The organism is Pimelobacter sp. 30-1 (genome assembly GCF_018831735.1).
Classification (GTDB): domain Bacteria; phylum Actinomycetota; class Actinomycetes; order Propionibacteriales; family Nocardioidaceae; genus Nocardioides.
Genome location: NZ_NHTS01000025.1, coordinates 1 through 1,776 on the forward strand (window position 1 = coordinate 1; position 1,776 = coordinate 1,776).

The following is a 1,776-nucleotide window of genomic DNA, read 5'->3' on the forward strand; positions in this document are numbered from 1 at the left end:
CCTGAGTTCGGACATTCGGCTTAGTGCCTGAGTTGTGAATGTCAGGTGAGGGCGTCGAGGATCGCTTGCTTCTCGTCGGGGACAGCGGGCGGGAAGGTCTGCTCAGCGCCATTGACCGCGATGGTCGCCGACCTCAGCGGCCGTAGCTGGCGGATGACGTTGCGGATGGCGAGCCCGGTCCGTGTCTGGACTTCACGGCTGACGGCCAGGGCGGTGAACACGATGGTCAGGTGCGCTTCGATCGCGTCGCGGGTGCGCGCGAAGATCGGCCGCGCACGCAGGTCCGTCTTGGACATCCGGAACGACTGCTCGACCTGCCACAACGAGTGGTAGCTGGCGATGACCTCACCGGCAGGCATCAACGTGGAGGGGATGTTGGTGACGTAGCCCTTCAACCCGACCAGCCGCCGCGCGCGGGTCAGGGAGGTCTCGTCGAGTTCAGCGGCACCGTTGCGGGTCTTGACGAACCGCGGTGCCCGCGCGGTCTTCTCCCCGGCCACCACGGCTTTGGCGCGGTCCTCCTGCAACGTGAGGGTCCGGTTGTCGCGCACCGCCCGTTTCTTGGAGTAGGCCCAGACCGCCCGCCACGACCCGGGATGCTGCCCTGGGTCCCAGACGGGTTCGGCCTTGATCTGCGGGTCGCTGGCCGCGTCCTTGTGGTGGCCGCTGCGCGGGGTGAGGGTGTCAATGACCTGCCCGTCGGCGAACGCATCACCGTGCCACCGGAAGTGCGACTCCAGATCCTTCGGGGCCTTGGTCGCTCGGGACCCGACGATGAACCGCAGGTTCGCCTCATCGAGCTCGCGCAGGTTCGTTGCCGACAACATCCCGGCGTCGGCCACGACGACCATGTCGGCCAGGCCGTGGCGGGCTTGGAACTGCTTCACGATCGGGATGATCGTGGTCGTCTCGGCCTTGTTTCCCTCGAAGCAGCCGATCTCGAGGGGGAACCCGGACCGGTCGACCAGCAGCCCGACCACGATCTGGGGGTCGACGCGGCGCTCCTTGGAGTAGCCGACCTTGCGCAGTTCGTCTTCCTTGTCTGCCTCGAAGTAGAGGGTGGTGACGTCGTAGAGCACCAGGGACACGTCCCCGTTGCTCACGGCGTGGTTGAAGCACGCGGTCGCAACGGCGTCACGGTAGCCACGTTGCTGTGCGCGTCCCAGCGTCCGGCGCATCGTCCGCTCGTTCGCGGGCTGCTGGCCCAGGTCGGCCAGGATCCGTCCGGTGTCCAGGATCGAGGTCGGCTCGACGATCCGGCTGATCACGAGGTCACGGAATGTCTCGTCACCGATCGCGGTGAACCCGAGGTCGTCGTAGACGTGGGCGAGGACGTCGAACAGCAACCTTGAGGAGGTGCCGATCACGCGCGGCGCGCCCACCCTCCGCTGCTCAACAGCAGCAGGCTCAGCGAACAACTCCTCGTCCCCGCCAGGCGCCGCGACAAGCCGAGACTTCGACCGCGCCGGCTCCACACCCAAATCGAGTTCGCCCTGATCAGCGTCAGCGAGCATCCTGCGAGCTTGTTCCAGAAGCAGTCCGAGCTCGGCATCGGTGTGTGCGGACCCGACATGGGCGACGATCCGCCTCCGCCCATCGACGTACTCGGCGATCTGAACAGCCGTCGCACCTGAGGCCGTCCGGACCCGCCTCACCCACGCCACCGAACCGAGCGTAGGGCACCAATTAGTGCCTCAAACCAGCTGTCCGTCGAACCATCACCCCAGGTCAGCGACCTGCGACCCGAGAAGTCACGAGGGTGTGTCCGAAGTCAGG

The 1,776-nt window shown here is 66.6% G+C and carries 1 protein-coding gene; it reads right to left on the reverse strand.

Annotated features, from left to right (window positions below; genetic code table 11):
* Positions 1–41: 41 nt before the first annotated feature.
* A complete protein-coding gene (locus tag CCO04_RS28085) occupies positions 42–1,664 on the reverse strand; it encodes an IS1634 family transposase (protein ID WP_215817488.1) in 1,623 nt (540 codons plus the stop codon).
* Between the last annotated feature and the right edge of the window lie 112 nt (positions 1,665–1,776).